Annotated in this window: 18 protein-coding genes; 13 read left to right on the top strand and 5 right to left on the bottom strand. The window is 55.5% G+C overall.

What is annotated here, in order from left to right; translation table 11 throughout:
• Positions 1-29: 29 nt before the first annotated feature.
• Together ybfE and ybfF are read right to left on the bottom strand one after the other, a co-directional pair.
• On the bottom strand, positions 30-311 hold the full coding sequence (gene ybfE / locus AC0IXH_RS10725) for a LexA regulated protein (RefSeq protein ID WP_013201302.1): 282 nt from the start codon (positions 309-311) through the stop codon (positions 30-32).
• A 147-nt stretch (positions 312-458) separates the two neighbouring features.
• The gene (gene ybfF / locus AC0IXH_RS10720) at positions 459-1,223 is read right to left on the bottom strand and encodes an esterase (protein WP_471720414.1); all 765 of its coding nucleotides are present in this window, start codon (positions 1,221-1,223) and stop codon (positions 459-461) included.
• 250 nt (positions 1,224-1,473) lie between these two features.
• On the opposite strand from ybfF, the gene seqA reads away from it, so the two are divergent.
• Both seqA and pgm read left to right on the top strand, forming a co-directional pair.
• A complete protein-coding gene (seqA, locus tag AC0IXH_RS10715) occupies positions 1,474-2,028 on the top strand; it encodes a replication initiation negative regulator SeqA (protein ID WP_013201304.1) in 555 nt (184 codons plus the stop codon).
• A 30-nt stretch (positions 2,029-2,058) separates the two neighbouring features.
• Positions 2,059-3,699 (top strand): phosphoglucomutase (alpha-D-glucose-1,6-bisphosphate-dependent), encoded by a 1,641-nt coding sequence (gene pgm / locus AC0IXH_RS10710; protein WP_013201305.1) that lies wholly within the window; start codon positions 2,059-2,061, stop codon positions 3,697-3,699.
• Positions 3,700-3,767: 68 nt separating this feature from the next.
• Here pgm and kdpE read toward each other — a convergent pair whose 3' ends face one another.
• Positions 3,768-4,451, bottom strand: coding sequence for a two-component system response regulator KdpE (gene kdpE / locus AC0IXH_RS10705; protein ID WP_105759483.1), 684 nt, complete (start codon positions 4,449-4,451; stop codon positions 3,768-3,770).
• A 316-nt stretch (positions 4,452-4,767) separates the two neighbouring features.
• On the opposite strand from kdpE, the gene AC0IXH_RS10700 reads away from it, so the two are divergent.
• The 3 genes from AC0IXH_RS10700 (at position 4,768) to phrB (ending at position 7,488) form a co-directional block, all read left to right on the top strand.
• Positions 4,768-4,974: a YbfA family protein gene (locus AC0IXH_RS10700; RefSeq protein ID WP_013201307.1), complete on the top strand. Its 207-nt coding sequence runs from the start codon at positions 4,768-4,770 to the stop codon at positions 4,972-4,974.
• A 111-nt stretch (positions 4,975-5,085) separates the two neighbouring features.
• Positions 5,086-6,042, top strand: a complete 957-nt coding sequence (locus AC0IXH_RS10695; protein WP_471720413.1) for a YbgA family protein — start codon at positions 5,086-5,088, stop codon at positions 6,040-6,042.
• An 18-nt stretch (positions 6,043-6,060) separates the two neighbouring features.
• Positions 6,061-7,488, top strand: coding sequence for a deoxyribodipyrimidine photo-lyase (phrB, locus tag AC0IXH_RS10690; RefSeq protein WP_471720412.1), 1,428 nt, complete (start codon positions 6,061-6,063; stop codon positions 7,486-7,488).
• Between the two features lie 103 nt (positions 7,489-7,591).
• Here phrB and AC0IXH_RS10685 read toward each other — a convergent pair whose 3' ends face one another.
• Positions 7,592-8,485, bottom strand: coding sequence for an SDR family oxidoreductase (locus AC0IXH_RS10685; protein WP_013201310.1), 894 nt, complete (start codon positions 8,483-8,485; stop codon positions 7,592-7,594).
• Positions 8,486-8,799: 314 nt separating this feature from the next.
• Between AC0IXH_RS10685 and AC0IXH_RS10680 the strand changes: the two genes are divergently transcribed.
• The 8 genes from AC0IXH_RS10680 (at position 8,800) to nei (ending at position 15,251) form a co-directional block, all read left to right on the top strand.
• On the top strand, positions 8,800-9,543 hold the full coding sequence (locus AC0IXH_RS10680; protein WP_346595038.1) for a type 2 GTP cyclohydrolase I: 744 nt from the start codon (positions 8,800-8,802) through the stop codon (positions 9,541-9,543).
• A 121-nt stretch (positions 9,544-9,664) separates the two neighbouring features.
• Complete coding sequence (gene pxpB, locus AC0IXH_RS10675; RefSeq protein ID WP_013201312.1) at positions 9,665-10,321, top strand: 5-oxoprolinase subunit PxpB; 657 nt, start codon at positions 9,665-9,667, stop codon at positions 10,319-10,321.
• Positions 10,315-11,247 (top strand): 5-oxoprolinase subunit PxpC, encoded by a 933-nt coding sequence (pxpC, locus tag AC0IXH_RS10670; protein ID WP_013201313.1) that lies wholly within the window; start codon positions 10,315-10,317, stop codon positions 11,245-11,247. The genes pxpB and pxpC overlap by 7 nt, the downstream gene beginning before the upstream one ends.
• Positions 11,237-11,974 carry a 5-oxoprolinase subunit PxpA gene (pxpA, locus tag AC0IXH_RS10665; RefSeq protein WP_013201314.1) on the top strand — a complete coding sequence of 246 codons (738 nt, stop codon included), beginning with the start codon at positions 11,237-11,239 and terminating at the stop codon, positions 11,972-11,974. Before pxpC ends, pxpA begins: the two co-directional genes overlap by 11 nt.
• Positions 11,975-12,051: 77 nt before the next feature.
• Complete coding sequence (locus AC0IXH_RS10660) at positions 12,052-12,780, top strand: DUF969 domain-containing protein (RefSeq protein WP_013201315.1); 729 nt, start codon at positions 12,052-12,054, stop codon at positions 12,778-12,780.
• Positions 12,780-13,769 carry a DUF979 domain-containing protein gene (locus AC0IXH_RS10655; protein ID WP_013201316.1) on the top strand — a complete coding sequence of 330 codons (990 nt, stop codon included), beginning with the start codon at positions 12,780-12,782 and terminating at the stop codon, positions 13,767-13,769. Before AC0IXH_RS10660 ends, AC0IXH_RS10655 begins: the two co-directional genes overlap by 1 nt.
• 7 nt (positions 13,770-13,776) lie before the next feature.
• A complete protein-coding gene (pcp, locus tag AC0IXH_RS10650; RefSeq protein ID WP_471720411.1) occupies positions 13,777-14,442 on the top strand; it encodes a pyroglutamyl-peptidase I in 666 nt (221 codons plus the stop codon).
• Positions 14,443-14,459: 17 nt separating this feature from the next.
• A complete protein-coding gene (gene nei / locus AC0IXH_RS10645) occupies positions 14,460-15,251 on the top strand; it encodes an endonuclease VIII (RefSeq protein WP_346565893.1) in 792 nt (263 codons plus the stop codon).
• A gap of 48 nt (positions 15,252-15,299) precedes the next feature.
• Here the strand turns inward: nei and AC0IXH_RS10640 are convergent, their stop codons facing one another.
• Positions 15,300-16,580, bottom strand: coding sequence for a citrate synthase (locus tag AC0IXH_RS10640; RefSeq protein ID WP_013201319.1), 1,281 nt, complete (start codon positions 16,578-16,580; stop codon positions 15,300-15,302).
• Between the last annotated feature and the right edge of the window lie 10 nt (positions 16,581-16,590).

Here is a 16,590-nt window from a genome sequence, read left to right as displayed (position 1 = left end):
CTTCACCGGGGGGTGCTGAAAGCGCCTGTTCAGCGGTCCTGATCGGCCAACTGCGCCATGACCATTTCTTCAATCAGCTCGCTGCGGCTCATATTACGCTGCTCGGCAAGCTGGTTCAGAGCATCAACCGCGTCACTGTTCATTTTCAGTTCAACGCGCTTCAGCCCGCGCACTTTATCGCGCTTAAGCTGGTTGCGTTTGTTGATACGCAGCTGCTCATCACGCGTCAGCGGATTGGTTTTTGGTCGTCCCGGGCGACGGTCATCTGCGAACAGATCGATCGTGGTGCGGTCCGTGTTTTCTTTTGCCATAGAATCGTGATACTGAAAGGCTGGAGTTCTGATGGTTCAGGCCTGATGTCGGCTGAAATTCGTGCAGCGACAAATTTTTAGCGCGCCATCATACCCCAGCGAAAGTCATGACGACAATGATTTAGCCATCTCAGGATATAATTGTTTTTACAGCGCAAAAAAACGGCGTATTGCGCGCAAAACAGCATCAGGTTTCTCGGCATGGACCCAGTGACCGGCACCGTTGACCACATGCGCACGGGCTTTGGGGAACTGCGCCAGCAGGGCGTCACGATATTCATCGGCCAGGTAGGGCGAACGTTCGCCGCGAATAAACAGCGCGGGATGCTCCCAGGCCGGAACCGGCTGCCAGCCAATAATCCGATCGTAGCACTGCCACAGCACCGGCACGTTAAACCGCCATTCCCCTTGCTGGAAGGATTTCAGCAGAAACTGAATCACGCCTTCTTCTTCTATCGTTTCACGCATCAGCGCTGCGGCATCGCTGCGTTGCGTAATGCCCGCTGCGGTGACCGCCTTCAGCGCCGCAAAAATCGTATCGTGATGGCGAGTCGGATAAGCGACCGGTGCCATATCGATAACCACCAGCTGCTCGATGCGTTCTGGCGCCAGCGCGGTTAACGCCATCGCCACTTTTCCGCCCATCGAATGTCCGATGACCGCGAACCGGTCAATCCCTTCGTCATCTAGCGTTTCCAGTACATCGCGGGCCATCGCCTGATAATCCATCTGGTCATCGCGAGGCGATAAACCGTGGTTTCTCAGGTCGATCTGCACCAGCTGGCGATCGTCCTTTAACCCTCGCGCCAACACGGACAAATTATCAAGGCTGCCAAAAAGGCCGTGGATTAACACCACGGGAACCTCAGGGCGGGCGGATTGTTCAGATAGCAAGCGGGTATTCAATTCCATAACAAAGTTCTTACTGTTGAAACGAGGGGTTAGGGTATCATAGATTCACTTTTTCCTGCCGTGACGGCCAGAAAGCGCCCGCCAATCTTTTTGCGGCATATTCTGACTTTTACTGGTATCAGGGGCTGGCGCTACACCCCGGCAGGATTTAACTTTATAATCCTCGTGTTAGAGCTGGAACGATCCTGTGCGGCTTGTTCAGGCAGCGTACAGACCGGCTCTTATCAGCAATAAATTGTACTGGATCAAGATGAAAACTATTGAAGTCGACGAAGAGCTCTACCGTTATATCGCCAGTCACACTCAGCATATTGGTGAAAGCGCCTCTGACATTTTGCGTCGTATGCTTAAATTTACGGCCGGGCAAAAAGCGCCTGCTACCGCAGCGGTAACGGCATCTACTGCCGTGAGCGTCGCCAAAGACGCGGCGCCAGTGAAGGTGGAATCCCGCCCTCAGGACCGCGTTCGCGCGGTGCGTGAGCTGCTGCTGTCTGACGAATATGCTGAGCAGAAGAAAGCGGTTAACCGTTTTATGCTCATCTTGTCGACTTTATATAATCAGGATCCCAAAGCTTTTGCCGCCGCGACCGAGTCACTGCTTGGCCGCACGCGCGTTTACTTTGCAGGCAATCAGCAGACCCTGGTACAGAATGGCACCCATACCAAGCCGCAACATATTCCCGGCACGCCGTATTGGGTGATCACCAACACCAACACAGGTCGCAAACGCAGCATGGTGGAACACATCATGCAGTCAATGCAGTTCCCTGCGGAACTCGCTGACAAGGTTTGCGGCACCCTCTAACTGATAAAGAAGCGTCAGGGAGAATCGCCAATGGCCAATCACCCCCGTGCAGGGCAACCCGCCCAGCAGAGTGATTTGATTAACGTTGCACAATTAACGTCACAGTATTATGTCCTGCAGCCCGATCTGAGCAACCCGGAACATGCGGTTAAATTCGGGACTTCTGGCCATCGCGGCAGTGCAGGGCGTCAGAGCTTTAACGAGACGCACATTCTGGCTATTGCTCAGGCGATTGCAGAAGAACGCAAAAAGAACGGCATTACCGGTCCTTGCTTCGTCGGCAAAGATACCCATGCGCTCTCCGAACCTGCGATCATTTCCGTACTGGAAGTGCTGGCCGCGAACGGTGTCGATGTGATTGTGCAGCTGGACAATGGCTATACGCCAACGCCTGCGATCTCCAATGCTATTCTGGAGCACAACAAAGCCGGTGGCCTTCAGGCCGATGGCATTGTGATCACGCCTTCGCACAACCCACCGGAAGATGGCGGCATTAAATACAACCCGCCAAACGGTGGCCCGGCTGACACTAACGTCACCAAAGTGGTTGAAGACCGTGCCAATGCTCTGATTAAAGATGGCCTGAAAGGCGTTAAGCGCATCGCGCTGGACAAAGCCTGGGAAAGCGGCCATCTTCAGGAAAAAGACCTGATCCAGCCTTACATTGAAGGCCTGGCGCAGATCGTTAACATTCCTGCTATTCAGAAAGCGGGCCTGAAAATTGGTGTCGATCCGTTAGGCGGTTCAGGGATTGCTTACTGGCAGCGTATTGCCGAGTTCTACAACCTTGATCTGACCATCGTGAACGATTCGGTCGATCAGACCTTCCGCTTTATGCACCTCGATAAAGATGGCGTGATCCGCATGGATTGCTCGTCTGAGAGCGCGATGGCGGGTCTGCTGGCGCTGCGTGATAAATTCGATCTGGCCTTTGCCAACGATCCGGATTATGACCGCCACGGTATCGTCACGCCTGCTGGCCTGATGAACCCGAACCACTACCTGGCCGTTGCAATCAACTACCTGTTCCAGAACCGTCCGCAGTGGGGCAAAGATGTCGCCGTCGGCAAAACGCTGGTTTCCAGCGCGATGATCGACCGCGTGGTTAACGACATTGGTCGCAAGCTGGTGGAAGTGCCGGTTGGCTTTAAATGGTTTGTTGACGGCCTGTACGATGGCAGCTTTGGTTTCGGCGGCGAAGAGAGTGCGGGTGCTTCCTTCCTGCGCTTTGACGGCACGCCGTGGTCTACCGACAAAGACGGCATCATCATGTGCCTGCTGGCGGCAGAAATCACTGCGGTAACCGGCAAGAATCCACAGCAGCATTATGACGAACTGGCCGCGCGCTTCGGCGCCCCGAGCTACAACCGTCTGCAGGCTTCTGCGACTTCTGCACAAAAAGCGGCGCTGTCTAAACTGTCACCAGAAATGGTCAGTGCCGATACGCTGGCGGGCGATCCGATCACTGCACGCCTGACGGCAGCGCCGGGTAACGGTGCTTCTATCGGCGGTCTGAAAGTGATGACCGAGAACGGCTGGTTTGCAGCGCGTCCTTCGGGCACTGAAGATGCATACAAAATCTACTGCGAGAGCTTCCTCGGTGCTGAGCACCGTGAGCAGATCGAGAAAGAAGCGGTTGAGATTGTTAGCGAAGTGCTGAAAAACGCCTAATCGCGAAGCTTCAGAAAAACCAAAAGGCGCTGATATAGCGCCTTTTTTATTGCCTGCGCCGCAGCCATTCACGGCATAAAGCGGTAGCCGACACCGGTTTCGGTGATCAAATGGCGAGGTTGCGCCGGATCGTTTTCCAGCTTCTGCCGCAGATGTCCCATATAGATGCGCAGATAATGGCTGTGCTCGACGGCATTGGGTCCCCAAACCTGGTTAAGCAGTTGACGTTGCGTCATGACTTTTCCGGCGTGATTCAACAGGCTGACCAGCAGACGAAACTCAATGGGCGTCAGATGCAGATCCGCACCGCCTTTGGTGACGCGTCGCCCGGCAATATCCACGCAGACGTCGCTAAAGGTGATTTCACTGGCTTGCGTCCCGTTGCCGGATTTATCCCGGTGCCGAAGCGCAACACGCACTCTTGCCAGTAACTCCCCAATACCAAAAGGCTTGGTGAGAAAGTCATCGGCGCCGGCATCCAGCGCCGCAATCTTATCCTGTTCGTCACTGCGTGCAGAGAGCACGATGACCGGCACTGCACTCCACTGGCGGACTTCGCGGATAAACTGATTACCATCGCCGTCAGGCAAACCCAGATCGAGGATCACTAAATCGGGTTTACGGGTTGCCGCTTCAATCAGCCCGCGTTGCAGGGTGTCGGCGTCGTACACCCGCAGGGATTCACCCTCCAGCGCAATACGCAGAAAACGGCGGATCTCTTTTTCATCTTCAACGATCAGAACGGTTGTCACCGGGTTTCCTTCCTGTTATCGGGCAGCGGCGCCGCATTAGGGCGGCCCAATTTATCAAATATCCTTCCGCTTTGCTGCAAACCTTCTCGGCCGTGCAACAGGCGACCGAAGACGGTAAGGGATAATCTGGCAGTGGATGTCATTCGATTGTTAATTAATAACGGTAAAGTTAACATTTATGTAACTTGATTACGGTTCGGTGAAAATATCAGCGGTTTTTTTCGCTTTTAGTGGTCGGATGAGTAGTAAAATTACACAGAAGGCGCTATTATTTTGCGCAGATTACATTCGTTTCATTGGGCTAACGGGAGGACATATGGGTCTTTATCAGCACTACTCTTTACACCGCATTGTCCTGCGTCGCATTGCGGTGATCGTCGCAGGCACTTTGGCTTTACCGGTTATGCTTTTCCGCCAGGATCGTGCCAGGTTTTACAGTTATCTGCACCGCGTCTGGTCCAAGACCAGCAGCCAGCCGGTCTGGCTGGCCCAGTCTGAAGCCGCAGGTTGCGACTTCTACTGATCTCTCCCGCTCCGGCGGGATTTTTTTTGCCCGTTATTCAACCTTCACGCGATCATTGCGCGGCTTTCAGCTACACTTAAACCTCTACAAGATTCTGGAGGTTGTACAACTATGAGCGAAAAAATTCCCGTCGGCATCAGCGCCTGTTTGCTCGGTGACAACGTCCGTTTTGATGGCGGTCATAAGCGCTGCGCTTTCGCCACCGAAGATCTCGCCCCGTTTATCCGTTATGAACCGGCCTGCCCGGAAATGGCGATCGGATTGCCGACGCCACGACCTGCGCTGCGTTTAACCGAAAATGGTGACGATCTGCCCGCGCTCTGCTTCAGTAATGGCAAAGGCGATCCGGTCACCGAGGCCATGCAGTCTTACGCAGAAAAACGCGTTTCAGCCCTGCATCATCTGTGTGGCTACATTGTCTGTGCTAAATCGCCCAGCTGCGGCATGGAACGCGTGCGGGTCTATCAGGCCGATAACAACAATAACCGCAAAGAAGGGGTAGGGGTCTTTACTCGCGAGCTGATGGCGCAAATGCCGTGGCTGCCGGTTGAAGAAGATGGTCGCCTGCACGATCCCGTACTGCGGGAAAACTTTGTTGAACGCGTGTATACGCTGCATGAATTTAATGAGCTGTGGCGCAGCGGGCTGACGCGCGGCAAATTAATGGCCTTTCACAGCCGTTATAAGCTCTCTTTGCTGGCGCATTCCCAGCCGGAATACCGCGAAATGGGGCGTTTTGTTGCGGCGATGGCCAACTGGTCGTCACTGGAAGAGTATGCCTTTGAGTATCGCCAGCGTCTGATGGACTTGCTGAAGAATCAGGCCACCCGGGGAAATCACACCAACGTGCTGATGCACGTTCAGGGTTATTTCCGTCCTCAGCTGACCTCAAAACAGCGCCAGGAGCTGACCTCGCTGATTGAACACTATCGTCAGGGGATGCAGCCGTTGCTGGCACCGATCACCCTGTTAAAGCATTACATGGCGGAGTACCCCGATGCGTATCTGGCGCAGCAGCGCTATTTTGAACCCTATCCGGAAGCGCTACGCCTGCGCTATGGACATTAGTTTTTCTCAGGGAGTATTATGGCAACCCATTTGATCTGGCTGCGCAACGATCTGCGCGTCCATGATAATTACGCTTTGCATGCAGCCTGCCGCGATGCCGATGCCACCGTGCTGGCACTGTTTATAGCCACGCCAGCGCAGTGGAAAAGTCATTCGATGGCGCCGAAACAGGCGGCCTTTATCTACCAGAACCTGCTGGATGTTCAACACTCGCTGGCTGAGAAGGGCATCGCATTGCACACATTGCAGTGTGATGATTTTGCCGCTTCCGTCGAGGCGTTAAGTGATTTCTGCCAGCAGCATCACGTCGACCGGCTGTTCTACAACTATCAGTATGAAGTTAACGAACGCGAGCGCGATGCGGCGGCGGAGCGCAGGCTGTTTGATCTCGATATCATTTCTCAGGGATTCGACGACAGCCTGTTGCTGCCACCGGGCAGCGTACTGACCGGTAACCGTGAGATGTATAAAGTCTTTACGCCGTTCAGCCGGGCGTTTGTTAAACGCCTGCACGAAGGATTGCCCGAGTGCGTGCCGGCACCCAAACCGCGTCAGGGCGCGCCGTTAAGCAAAACGCCAGAGATAAAGCCCTTCGATTATCCGACTGAAGCGTTCGACAGCGAGCTGTTTGCCGCCGGAGAGAAAGCCGCCTTGCATCAGTTACGGCATTTCTGCCAGCAGCCGGTCACTGATTACCCCGACACCCGCAATATTCCGGCGGTTGATGGCACCAGCCGGCTTTCTGTCTATCTGGCCACCGGCGTGCTTTCGCCACGTCAGTGTCTGCACCGGCTGCTGGCCGAGCATCCCCGCGGTCTGGACGACGGAAACGTTTTTGTCTGGCTGAATGAGCTGATCTGGCGTGAGTTTTACCGTCATCTGCTGGTGGCCTGGCCGAAGCTCTGTCGGTATAAACCGTTTATCGCTTGGACCGACAACGTGAAGTGGCAGCCGGCCGATAAGCAGCTGGAAGCGTGGCAGCAGGGTAAAACCGGCTACCCGATTGTTGATGCGGCGATGCGACAGATGAATCAGTTGGGCTGGATGCACAACCGTCTGCGGATGATCGTCGCCAGCTTTCTGGTCAAAGACCTGCTGATCGACTGGCGGGAAGGGGAGCGCTACTTTATGTCACAGCTGATTGATGGCGATCTGGCGGCCAACAATGGCGGCTGGCAGTGGGCGGCGTCCAGTGGCAACGATGCCGCACCCTATTTCCGCATCTTCAATCCCACCACTCAGGGCGAGCGCTTTGATAAAGACGGTGAGTTTATCCGCAAGTGGCTGCCGGAGTTAAAGGACGTGCCGGTTAAGCATATTCATCAACCGCATATCTGGGCCGACAATATGGGCGTTGCGCTGGATTACCCTCAGCCGGTTGTCGATCACAAGGAAGCGCGGAAGCGCACGCTTGAGGCGTTTGAAGTGGCGCGTAAACAGAGTTAATCCTTAAGGCGACAGAATTTTTCACTGGACGCTTTACGTAATTGCCAGCAAAAAAAAGAGATCGCCAGGCGATCTCTTTTTTATTTCTTAGCAGGAACGGGAGTTACAGCGTGCCGGTACCACCATCCGAGCACCAGACCTGACCAGAGGTATAGCTGCTTTCGGTCGAGGCGAGGGTGACATACAGCGGAGCAATTTCAGCTGGCTGTCCCGGGCGACCCAGTGGGGAATCCTGACCAAACTGCTGCACTTTTTCCTGCGGCTGTCCGCCACTTGACTGCAGTGGCGTCCAGTAAGGTCCCGGGGCGACGGCATTGACGCGAATGCCTTCTTTCCCCAGCTGCTTAGCCAGTGATTTGGTAAAGGCGACAATGCTGGCTTTGGTCTGGGCATAATCCAGCAGGATTTCGCTGGGTTTAAAGGCCTGAACCGAACTGGTATTAATAATCGACGCGCCACGCGGAAGATAATCCACCGCCGCTTTAGTTATCCAGAACATGGCATAAACGTTGGTTTTAAATGTGGCATCGAAATCTTCGGTACTTAATGTCCGAATAGATTCATTAAATTGCTGACGCCCGGCATTGTTCACCAGAATATCCAGACCGCCAAGTTTGCTGGCTGCCTCTTTAACTAATTGCTGACAGAAAGCTTCAGTGCGAATATCACCCGGGATCGCGATGGCTTTGCGCCCTTCGGCTTCGATAAGCTGAATAACTTCAGCCGCATCTGACTCTTCTTCCGGCAGATAATTGATTGCCACGTCGGCCCCTTCACGAGCATAGGCAATGGCCACTGCGCGGCCGATGCCGGAGTCGCCACCGGTGATCAGCGCTTTACGTCCGGCCAGCCGGCCTGACCCTTTATAGGATTTCTCACCGTGATCCGGCACCGGGATCATTTTGCTGGCAAGGCCTGGCACAGGCTGAGGCTGTTCTGCAAAGGGTGGCGCAGGATAATCAACGGTCAGGATGCTTTTGTTATTTTGATGTGACATATTTTTCACCTTGTGCATATTTACGTGTTGTTAAAGCCTGGCACAGATGTGAGGTTTGTCACACATTAAGCCGGAAAAAGTCCTTTTATCGGAACAATCGTCCGGGCGATCCAGTGCATTAACCCGATGAACAACCCGGGCGAAATAAATAACGTACACCGCTGTTGATGCGTTAATTGTCTGTTTTATCAGCAGCTGTCGGCAGATAAAAAAATGCTGCTGATAGTCCCCACCCTTTGTTATTGTGACGGTAATCCCACACGCAGCGTTACGCGGTAATTGTTTTCCGGGTAACGCGCACTTCAGGAATTGATATGCGTAATACAGAGCTTGAACAGATTGTTAACCAACTGCTGAACACCGCTGCCTTCAAAGACTACGGCCCGAACGGCTTGCAGGTGGAAGGGCGGAGTGAGGTGAAGAAAATTGTTACCGGCGTTACCGCGTGCCAGGCGCTGCTGGATGAGGCGGTGCGGCTGAATGCTGATGCGGTGCTGGTCCATCACGGTTATTTCTGGAAGAACGAAGCCTCGGTGATCAAAGGGATGAAGCGTAACCGGCTGAAAACCCTGCTGGCCAATGACATCAATATGTACGGCTGGCATCTGCCGCTGGACGCGCATCCTCAGTTGGGAAATAACGCCCGGCTCGCCAGCCTGCTGGGCATTGACATCAAAGGTGAAATTGAAGAACTGCTGCCATGGGGAGAGCTGAAAGAGCCGTTGACCGGCAATCAGTTTGCCCAGCGTATCAGTCAGGTGCTGGGACGTGAACCGCTGCACTGTGGCGATAATGCCCCTGAGTCGATCCGCCGTATTGCCTGGTGCTCCGGTGGCGGTCAGGGCTTTATTGATGCGGCGGCAGCCTTCGGCGTCGATGCGTTTTTCAGTGGCGAAGTCTCTGAGCAGACCATCCACAGCGCGCGCGAACAGGGCCTGCACTTCTTCGCTGCCGGGCATCATGCCACCGAGCGTTGTGGCATTCAGGCGCTCGGCGAGTGGCTGGCAGAGAACCATAATCTGGACGTCACCTTCATCGATATCCCTAATCCTGCCTGATTTCTGCCAGGCGGCTACCCCGGCCGCCTGCAACACAGTTGACACATCCCCGACATTTCCGCATAACTATTTGCCTTATATCGATTTCAGATGGCCTTAATACCAGGTCAGGAGGAGCGTTTTGCAACGAGCTCGTTGTTACCTGTTAGGCGAACGTGCAGTCGTACTTGAACTTGAGCCGCCGGTTACGCTGGCCACTCAGCAACGGATTTGGGGCCTGTCGTCGCGATTAATGGCAAGACCTGAAGTCATTGAAGTGGTCCCGGGGATGAATAACATCACCGTGCTGCTGAGCGATCCGCAGCAGACGGCGCTGGATGCCATTGAGTGGTTACAGTCCTGGTGGGAAAAAAGCGAACAGTTGGAAATGACCTCACGCGAGGTTGAGATTCCGGTGGTTTATGGCGGTTCCGCCGGGCCGGATTTGGATGAGGTTGCCCGCCACAGTGGCTTAACGCCGCAACAGGTTGTCGAAGCCCATGCCAGCGGAAAATACGTGGTTTACTTTATCGGCTTCCAGCCTGGATTCCCGTATATGGCTGGGCTGGACGATCGCCTGCATACGCCACGGCGTGCCGAGCCAAGAGTGGCGGTGCCCGCCGGATCGGTAGGCATCGGCGGCAGCCAGACCGGCGTCTATCCGTTTTCCGCCCCTGGCGGCTGGCAGTTGATTGGTCAGACGGACATCACGTTGTTCAATCCAGTAAACCAGCCACCCACTTTCTTAAGGCCGGGCGACAGCGTGCGGTTTGTACCGCAGAAGGGAGGCTTATGCTGAAGATAATTCGCGCAGGAATGGCGACCACGTTGCAGGACGCCGGCCGCACCGGTTGGCGGCAGTACGGCGTCGGTCTGAGCGGGGTTCTCGATCGTCCCGCCATGGAAACCGCCAATCTGCTGGTGGGCAATGATAAAAACAGCGCGGTACTGGAGATTACGCTGGGGCAATTCAGTGCTGAATTCACCCGCGACGGCTGGATAGCGCTGACCGGCGCGGGATGCAGTGCCGAGCTGGACAGTCAGCCGGTGTGGACCGGCTGGCGAACGGCGGTGAAAAAGGGACAGCGGCTGACGTTAAGCATGCCGCACCGGGGCATGCGCAGCTATCTGGCGCTGGATGGCGGGTTTGCCGTCGAGCCAATGTTAGGTTCTTGCAGCACGGATGCCAAAGCCGGCTTTGGTGGCTTTAACGGCGGCCCGATTAAAGATGGCGATTTGCTGCCTCAGCGCGAGCCGCAACGGCACTTCCTGAAGCCGGTCGGCGTGCGCCAACTGCTGTTCGGTAACCGCATCCGGGTGATGATGGGGCCGGAATATCATGAGTTTACCCATGAGAGTCGTGAAGCGTTCTGGCGGACCGCCTGGAAACTTAATCCGCAAAGTAACCGTATGGGCTACCGCCTGCAGGGCCGGCCGCTGCAACGCAGCGAAAAGCGTGAAATGCTGTCGCACGGCCTGATCCCCGGCGTGATTCAGGTGCCGCCAAACGGTCAGCCGATTGTGCTGATGGCGGATGCGCAGACCACCGGCGGCTATCCGCGCATTGGCTGCGTGATCGAAGCCGATCTTTACCATCTGGCGCAGATCCGTCTGGGCGAGCCGATGCATTTTGTTTACTGCACGCTTGAAGAAGCGCTGAAAGCCAAACGCGACCAGCAACTGGCGCTGGAGCAAATGGCCTGGGGAGTGGAACATGAAAGTTGATCTTAATGCCGATCTGGGCGAAGGCTGCGCCAACGATCGTGACTTATTGCAGCTGGTGTCATCGGCCAATATCGCCTGTGGATTCCATGCCGGCGATGCGCAAACCATGCGTCAAAGCGTGTTATGGGCGCTGGAATTCGGCGTGGCTATCGGCGCACATCCGAGCTTTCCCGATCGGGAAAATTTTGGCCGCACGCGGATGCAGCTCCCTGCCGAAACCGTGTATGCCCAGATGATTTACCAGATTGGCGCACTGCAGGCGATCGCCCGCAGCGAAGGCGGCAAGCTGGTGCATGTGAAGCCCCACGGAATGCTCTATAACCAGGCCGCTCAGGAGCCCGAGCTGGCGAACGCGATCGCGCGGGCGGTGAAAGCCGTCGATCCGGCTTTGGTGCTGGTGGGGCTTGCCAACAGTGAATCCATTCGGGCCGGCAAGGCGTTGGGTCTGACCACGCGCGAAGAGGTTTTCGCCGATCGTGGCTATCAGGCCGACGGATCGCTGGTTCCGCGCAGCCAGCCAGGCGCGCTGATTGACAGCGATCAACAGGCCATCGAGCAGACCCTGAGCATGATCCAGCAGGGCAAGGTGAAGAGCCTCAGCGGTGAATGGGTGAACGTCAATGCTGACACCGTTTGCCTGCACGGCGATGGCGCACACGCAATGGCCTTTGCCGCCCAGCTCCGTCAGGCCTTTAAGCAACAACAGATTCAGGTCACCAGCCTTTAAGGCAATAACGCGTTGAAACGCGGCAGATTCCTCAACTCGGTTGGGGAATTTTTTTTATCAATACCGGGAGGATGTATATGGAAAGTGCAGTGAATTTGTGGCCACTGGCAGGGATTGTGGCCATCGTCATCGGTTTTTTACTCCGGTTTAACCCGGTGCTGGTGGTGATCGTCTCCGGACTGATTACCGGGCTGGCCGCGCATATGCCGCTGGGCGATATTCTGGAAAAGCTGGGCTCAGGATTTCTGAACACCCGTAACCTGCCGCTGATCCTGTTGTTGCCGCTGGCCGTTATCGGCCTGCTGGAGCGTCACGGTCTGAAGCAGCGGGCCCAGGCGTGGATCGCTCAGATTAAAACCGCCACAGCCGGACGCCTGCTGATTGTGTATCTGTTCGTGCGTGAAATCACCGCCGCGATGGGCCTGACCAGTCTGGGTGGGCATCCGCAAATGGTGCGTCCGCTGCTGGCACCGATGGCCGAAGGGGCCACCGAAAACCGCTATGGCGAGTTGCCTGACAGCGTTCGCCATCGCCTGCGCGCGATGTCGGCCGCAACCGATAACGTCGGCCTGTTCTTTGGCGAAGATATCTTTGTCGCCTTTGGCGCGATCATCTTTATGCATAACTTTATGCAGGAATCCGCCGGTATTCAGACCGAGCCGCTGCATATTGCGCTTTGGGGCATTCCGACCGCTGTCTGCGCGTTTCTGATCCACGCCGTGCGCTTACGCCGCCTGGATAAAACCATTGCCAAAGAACTGTCTGCACTGAATAACACCGCGTTGAAAGCGAAGGGAGGCCGCTAATGTTCCAGCAACAATATCTGTTCTGGCTGGCGGGAATTATCCTGCTGGTGGTCGCCGTGATGTCCTGGCGCGACAAAGGAAACCCACGCCGCTTAACCACCGGGCTGTTCTGGGCACTGTACGGGCTGGTGTTTTTCGTCGGTGACTGGGCGGTTGAGCTGCTTGGCGCACGTTCACTGCACATTGTGATAGGCGTGATGGTGGTGGTGATGGCGTTGATTGCCGGTCTGGGCGGCGTGAAGCTGGGCTCATACCATCAGCGCAGCGAAGAGCAGAAAGAGCAAAGCGCTCAGCGCTTACGCAACAAACTGTTCCTTCCGGCGTTAGCCATTCCGGTGGTGACGGTGATTGGCGTGCTGGCCTTCAATAATATTCCGGGGTTGCAGGAAGGGCTGTTTGGTCCGGGGAATCACTCCACGCTGGTGACGTTATTCTCAATGATGGTCGGCTGCGTGATCGGCTGGCTGATCGCCCTGAAACTCACCCATGAAGGCCCGGCGCAGTCGGTGCAGGAAGCGCGTCGCCTGCTGGATGCCATCGGTTGGGCATTTATTCTGCCGCAAATCCTTGCCACCTTAGGTCTGCTGTTCACCAGCGCCGGCGTTGGCACGGCGATTTCACACCTGACCGAAACCTACCTGGCGGTTGATAACCGCTTTATTGCCGTTGCTACCTATGCCATCGGCATGGCGCTGCTGACCATGGTGATGGGCAATGCCTTTGCCGCATTCCCGATTGTTACCGCCGGCATCGGTATTCCGATCCTGGTGCTGCAACACCATGGCAATCCGGCGGTCATGGCGGCGATTGGCATGTTCTCCGGCTATTGCGGCACGCTGATGACGCCCATGGCGGCCAACTTCAATATTGTCCCGGCGGCGCTGCTCGAACTGCCTGACCGCAATGCGGTGATCAAGGCTCAGGTGCCCACCGGCGTGCTATTGTTAATAGCCAATATCTTCCTTCTGTATTTCATGATGTTCCTGTGAGGCCACAATGAAGACCGTTTTGATTACCGCTTTCGAGCCGTTCGGAGGCGAGCTGGTGAACCCGTCGTGGGAAGCCGTCAGCCATCTGCATGAGCGCATGGTGTGCGGAGCAAAAGTAATGGCTAAACAGCTGCCCTGTGCTTTTGGCGACTCGCTGACCGCGTTGTATGCCGCCATTGAAGAGTTGAAACCGGATCTGGTGATTGCCGTAGGGCAGGCGGGGGGGCGTACCGATGTGACCATCGAGCGCGTCGGCATCAATGTCGATGATGCCCGCATTCCTGATAACCTGGGGAATCAGCCGATTGACGAAGAGATTGTCGAGGATGGGCCGGTGGCCTACTTCTCCACGCTGCCGATTAAGGCGATTGTCGAAGGGATCCGCGAAGCGGGGATCCCGGCGTCCGTCTCTCAGACGGCGGGCACCTATGTCTGCAATCATGTGATGTACGGGCTGATGCATTATCTGGAAAAATACAACAGCCTGGCAAAGAACAAGACCAAAATCCGCGGTGGGTTTATCCATATTCCTTACCTGCCTGAACAGGCGGTTAAACATCCTGGTGTGGCGAGCATGCCGGCGGCGACGGTGATCCTCGCGCTGGAAATGGCGCTGAGCATTGCGCTGACCGTTGAGAATGATATTCGTCTGGAAGGCGGCGCCACACACTGAGACTGAACGGGTGAATCATGCCAGAAGGACCTGAAATCCGCCGCGCGGCGGATAAGCTGGAGAAAGCGATCAAGGGGAAAACGCTGACTGACGTCTGGTTTGCTTTTCCTCAGCTAAAAACCTACGAACCGGCATTGCTTGGCGAACGGGTTGAGGCGATTGAAACGCGGGGCAAAGCGATGCTGACCCACTTTTCTAATGGCCTGACGCTTTACAGCCATAACCAGCTGTATGGCGTCTGGCGGGTGGCGAAAAGCGGCGTTGATCCTGCCACTAACCGCATTCTGCGCGTTCGTCTGGCGGCGGAAGATAAGGCCATTCTGCTCTACAGCGCGTCAGAGATTGAATTGCTGAATGCGGATACGTTGATGGCACATCCTTTTCTGCAGCGCGTAGGTCCGGACGTGCTGGATATGACGTTAACCTCTGAGCAGGTTAAAGCGCGGTTGCTTTCATCCCGTTTCAGACGGCGTCAGTTCAGCGCGTTACTGTTGGATCAGGCTTTTCTGGCGGGATTAGGCAACTATCTGCGGGTAGAAATACTCTGGCTGGCAGGCCTGGCGCCGCAGCATAAAGCGCAGGACCTGACCGAAGAGCAGTTGGCGCTATTGGCTGACGCGTTACTGGCCATTCCGCGGCTTTCGTACCTCACGCGGGGAGTCAGTAAAGAGAATAAACATCACGGCGCGCTGTTCAGCTTTAAGGTGTTTCATCGGGCAGGGCAGCCGTGCGAGCGGTGCGGTGGCATCATTGAGAAAACGGTGCTTTCGTCGCGCCCGTTTTACTGGTGTCCGGGTTGCCAGCACTAACTAAAAAAAAACGCCGCAATCGCGGCGTTTTTTATGCGGTCTGGCGGATTACTTGGTGCCAGACTTGAAGTCACGCTTGTCATAGCCGGTATACAGCTGACGCGGACGGGCAATTTTGATGCCGTCGTCGTGCATTTCTTTCCAGTGTGCAATCCAGCCCACGGTACGCGCCATCGCGAAGATCACGGTAAACATGGAAGACGGAATGCCCATCGCTTTCAGAATAATGCCTGAGTAGAAGTCGACGTTTGGATAAAGTTTACGCTCGATAAAGTACGGGTCGTTCAGCGCGATATCTTCCAGCTTCATCGCCACTTCCAACAGATCGTCCTTCATACCCAGTTCGTTCAGCACTTCATGACAGGTCTCACGCATCACGGTTGCACGCGGATCGTGGTTCTTATACACGCGGTGGCCGAAGCCCATCAGACGGAACGAATCGTTCTTGTCTTTTGCACGCTTCACGAACTCAGGGATGTGATCAACGGTGCTGATCTCTTCCAGCATACGCAGGGTCGCTTCGTTTGCGCCACCGTGGGCAGGTCCCCACAGGGAAGCGATCCCCGCGGCGATACAGGCAAACGGGTTAGCGCCAGAAGAACCGGCGGTACGCACGGTAGAGGTGGAGGCGTTCTGCTCATGGTCGGCATGCAGGATCAGGATACGATCCATGGCGCGTTCCAGAATTGGGTTCACCACGTACTCTTCGCACGGCGTGGAGAACATCATATGCAGGAAGTTTCCGGCGTAAGACAGGTCGTTGCGTGGGTAAACGAAAGGCTGGCCGATCGAATATTTGTAACACATCGCCGCAACGGTCGGCATTTTGGACAGCAGGCGGAATGCCGCAATTTCGCGGTGACGCTCAATGTTAACGTCCATCGCATCATGATAAAACGCGGCCAATGCACCGGTAACACCACACATTACCGCCATCGGATGAGAGTCACGACGGAAGCCACGGAACAGATGATGGATCTGCTCATGGATCATGGTATGGCGGGTTACGATGGTTTTGAATTCTTCAAACTGCTCTTTGGTTGGCGCTTCGCCATTCAGCAGGATGTAGCACACTTCCAGATAGTTGGAGTGCACAGCGAGTTGATCGATCGGGAAACCACGGTGGAGCAGGATACCTTCATCACCGTCGATGTAGGTGATTTTAGATTCGCAGGACGCAGTAGAGGTGAAGCCTGGGTCAAAGGTGAAATACCCTTTGGATCCGAGGGTACGTACATCTATCTCGTCCTGGCCTAACGTGCCTTGCAACACATCAAGTTCAATAGGAGCTTCGCCTGGTAGGGTTAGCGTTGCTTTTTTATCAGCCATTTATTGTCTC

The sequence above is a fragment of the Erwinia sp. AC075 genome (assembly GCF_979253995.1).
Note: the sequence above shows the minus strand (reverse complement) of the source record. Positions and strands in the feature narration are given on the sequence as shown.

Excerpts from the sequence above, each read along its gene's own strand:
- phrB (WP_471720412.1), top strand. The coding sequence starts at position 6,061 with ATGGCAACCCATTTGATCTGGCTGCGCAACGATCTGCGCGTCCATGAT.
- ybfF (WP_471720414.1), bottom strand. The coding sequence starts at position 1,223 with ATGGAATTGAATACCCGCTTGCTATCTGAACAATCCGCCCGCCCTGAG.
- pcp (WP_471720411.1), top strand. The coding sequence starts at position 13,777 with ATGAAGACCGTTTTGATTACCGCTTTCGAGCCGTTCGGAGGCGAGCTG.
- AC0IXH_RS10680 (WP_346595038.1), top strand. The coding sequence starts at position 8,800 with ATGCGTAATACAGAGCTTGAACAGATTGTTAACCAACTGCTGAACACC.
- ybfE (WP_013201302.1), bottom strand. The coding sequence starts at position 311 with ATGGCAAAAGAAAACACGGACCGCACCACGATCGATCTGTTCGCAGAT.
- pxpA (WP_013201314.1), top strand. The coding sequence starts at position 11,237 with ATGAAAGTTGATCTTAATGCCGATCTGGGCGAAGGCTGCGCCAACGAT.
- pxpC (WP_013201313.1), top strand. The coding sequence starts at position 10,315 with ATGCTGAAGATAATTCGCGCAGGAATGGCGACCACGTTGCAGGACGCC.
- pgm (WP_013201305.1), top strand. The coding sequence starts at position 2,059 with ATGGCCAATCACCCCCGTGCAGGGCAACCCGCCCAGCAGAGTGATTTG.
- AC0IXH_RS10655 (WP_013201316.1), top strand. The coding sequence starts at position 12,780 with ATGTTCCAGCAACAATATCTGTTCTGGCTGGCGGGAATTATCCTGCTG.
- seqA (WP_013201304.1), top strand. The coding sequence starts at position 1,474 with ATGAAAACTATTGAAGTCGACGAAGAGCTCTACCGTTATATCGCCAGT.
- AC0IXH_RS10660 (WP_013201315.1), top strand. The coding sequence starts at position 12,052 with ATGGAAAGTGCAGTGAATTTGTGGCCACTGGCAGGGATTGTGGCCATC.
- AC0IXH_RS10695 (WP_471720413.1), top strand. The coding sequence starts at position 5,086 with ATGAGCGAAAAAATTCCCGTCGGCATCAGCGCCTGTTTGCTCGGTGAC.
- AC0IXH_RS10700 (WP_013201307.1), top strand. The coding sequence starts at position 4,768 with ATGGGTCTTTATCAGCACTACTCTTTACACCGCATTGTCCTGCGTCGC.
- AC0IXH_RS10685 (WP_013201310.1), bottom strand. The coding sequence starts at position 8,485 with ATGTCACATCAAAATAACAAAAGCATCCTGACCGTTGATTATCCTGCG.
- nei (WP_346565893.1), top strand. The coding sequence starts at position 14,460 with ATGCCAGAAGGACCTGAAATCCGCCGCGCGGCGGATAAGCTGGAGAAA.
- AC0IXH_RS10640 (WP_013201319.1), bottom strand. The coding sequence starts at position 16,580 with ATGGCTGATAAAAAAGCAACGCTAACCCTACCAGGCGAAGCTCCTATT.